Annotated in this window: 2 protein-coding genes; both read right to left on the bottom strand. The window is 45.3% G+C overall.

What is annotated here, in order from left to right; genetic code table 11:
• Window positions 1-273 precede the first annotated feature (273 nt).
• Window positions 274-1368 (bottom strand): IS91 family transposase, encoded by a 1095-nt coding sequence (locus FN961_RS25600; protein WP_144042965.1) that lies wholly within the window; start codon window positions 1366-1368, stop codon window positions 274-276.
• Window positions 1365-2255, bottom strand: a complete 891-nt coding sequence (locus FN961_RS25595; RefSeq protein ID WP_144042964.1) for a tyrosine-type recombinase/integrase — start codon at window positions 2253-2255, stop codon at window positions 1365-1367. Before FN961_RS25595 ends, FN961_RS25600 begins: the two co-directional genes overlap by 4 nt.
• Window positions 2256-2368: the final 113 nt, after the last annotated feature.

The following is a 2368-nucleotide window of genomic DNA, read 5'->3' as shown; positions in this document are numbered from 1 at the left end:
GCTAACAAATAAGGATAGGCCGCGCGAAGCCGCGTCCTTATCCCAAGTGTTGAACAAGCCCGATGGTGGGGTTATCAATACTCTTTATTAAGCAAATAGCAGATCGAGAGTTTGGTCTATTTGAAATGTTATTTTCGAAGCACTTATTTTTCAATCATGATGATCCCTTAGCGTTTTCAGCTAATATAATAATACTTCTATGTCAGTCGATTACATCAATTCCCTTCTTAATTATCATCATTATCTATGATGTTCTAACGTTAAATCCCAGCATTAGGTGGTGGTTATTAAGCTTGTCGTTCGGCCATTACCGTAATTATTCTTGTGTATTCCCATGAAGCGCATGGGTTGATGGCAACAGGGGCAAGCGCGCATAGCCACTGCACGTTTCACTTCATGGACAAGTGGAAAAACCGCCCCCGCAACAGCGAGCATGAGCTGTATCTGTTGCCGTAACTTTCTGCAACGCCCTTGCAATAAGCCATAATCTCTCACTCGCCGTAACCCTTTTGGTAAAACATGCTGTAAGATCAGATAGAGAAATTTCACTGCGGGTAAGGTGCGTATTTCAGTCGTTTGGGTTTGGCTATCCTGATACTCAAAGCAAACTTGTCCGTTAATATCACTAATAATATTTTTGTCTGGGAGTACGCCACGATAAAGATATCTCGACAGATACTTGAGTGCAGGTAGCCCTTTACCTATGTGTTGGCAGTCGACAACCCATTTCTTAGGGATACCTTCAGGAAGTTTTATGTCGAGCTTGTTGGTGAGTTGTTCCAGCAAACGTGATCGCCATACCTTGGCGAGGTTAAAGGCGTTGAACAAGTACTTGCCTTTGCTCTTGTGCCACTGCTTTTTGTCTTTATCGAAGCTCCCTGCTGGAATAATAAAGTGAATATGCGGATGCAGATCACGCCGCCTGTTATGGGTATGCAGTACGCCAGTAAAACCAATGTCACCGCCGAGTTGCTTTGAGTTTTTAGCGAACTCTTTTAGCACACTGGCCGCCACGGAGAACATGGCTTGGTACATCAACTCGGGTTGATGTTTTGCAATGACTCTAAGCTCAAAAGGCAAGGTGAAAGTGACCATGTAATATTCGACGGGAAATAGTTTAGCCTGCTGCTTTGCAAGCCAATCTGTCGTGGTGTTGTGCTGGCATTGAGGGCAACTGCGATGACCACAAGAGAGTGGAAAGTCGGCGTGATGAGCACAACCCTGACAAGTCCAGTGGCTAGCGCGTTCAGTGTTGGTACGGCAAGTGAGCATGGCATAAATAGCTTGCCGTATCGAGGTTGTGATTTGTTGATCAAAAACCTGATTAAACTCATCAAGGTGGTCACGTAAAATGTCGATGAACGTCATACATTACACTCCCACTTCAGGGCTAAATCATCAGTCAGCTGATTAATAGCCTCAACCGTATTTTTACGAGTAATTTGAGTAAGACGTGTATATCTGGCGGTGGTGTTGAGGCTGTTGTGGCCAAGTAAGGTTTGCACTGAGCGTAAATCAAGGCCTTGTTCCAACAGGTGCGTGGCATAACTGTGGCGTAAGTTGTGTGGGCTGATAGATTTATGAATGTTGCACTCAGCAATGACTCTTTTTAACGCCTTCTGAATCCCCCCTTTATCTATCATCGAATCCGGTTTACCGTCTTTACCAGGAAACAGCAGGCGTTGATGGCGATGGGTTTGCCAGTAATAGCGCAGTGCTAACAAGGTACGTTTAGGCAAAGGAACGAATCTATCCTTGCCGCCTTTAGCATCCCGGATATGCACCTGCATTAACTGTGAATCGATATCACCGACTTGCAATGAAATGCCCTCACCGAGGCGGAGCCCCATACAGTACAAGGTCAGAAAGAAGACCTGATATCGCAACTTATGTGTGAGGCTAATGACAATAGCCACTTCAGCGGGGCTCAGAATATCTGGTAAGTGATTGACTTGCGGAGGCTTAACGATGTTGAGCCACTGCCACTGTTTATCTAACACGTAGCGGTAAAAGAACTGTAAACCGTTACGGTCAAGCTTAACGGTGCTCCATGAGTGTGACTCAATCAGCTGAGCGAAGTAGCGCTTTAAATCATCGGTGGTAAGGTTGTCGGGACAACGGTCAAAGAAGGCGGCTATACGCCGTACCGCACGGCTGTATGCATCGATGGTGGCAGGCCGCTTGCCTTGCAGAATCAAGTTGGTAAGATGTTGTTCATAAAGTAAATCAAAACGTTGTTGTTCGGATGTGTTCATGACAATACTCCTAGGATGGCAACCTCAATTAGGCGCCTCTAGAAAGTATTTAGGATGAGAGCATAGATATGTGTTTTTATCTTTTTTGCCGCATAGCGGCTTCGTTCAACAAG

Source organism: Shewanella hanedai (genome assembly GCF_007197645.1).
GTDB classification, from domain to species: domain Bacteria; phylum Pseudomonadota; class Gammaproteobacteria; order Enterobacterales; family Shewanellaceae; genus Shewanella; species Shewanella hanedai.
The sequence above is the reverse complement of the archived record's forward strand: the minus strand, read 5'-3'. Positions and strand labels throughout refer to the sequence as shown.

Bases quoted from the DNA above. Each gene is read 5' to 3' on its own strand.
- FN961_RS25600 (WP_144042965.1), bottom strand. From the start codon at position 1,368: ATGACGTTCATCGACATTTTACGTGACCACCTTGATGAGTTTAATCAG.
- FN961_RS25595 (WP_144042964.1), bottom strand. From the start codon at position 2,255: ATGAACACATCCGAACAACAACGTTTTGATTTACTTTATGAACAACAT.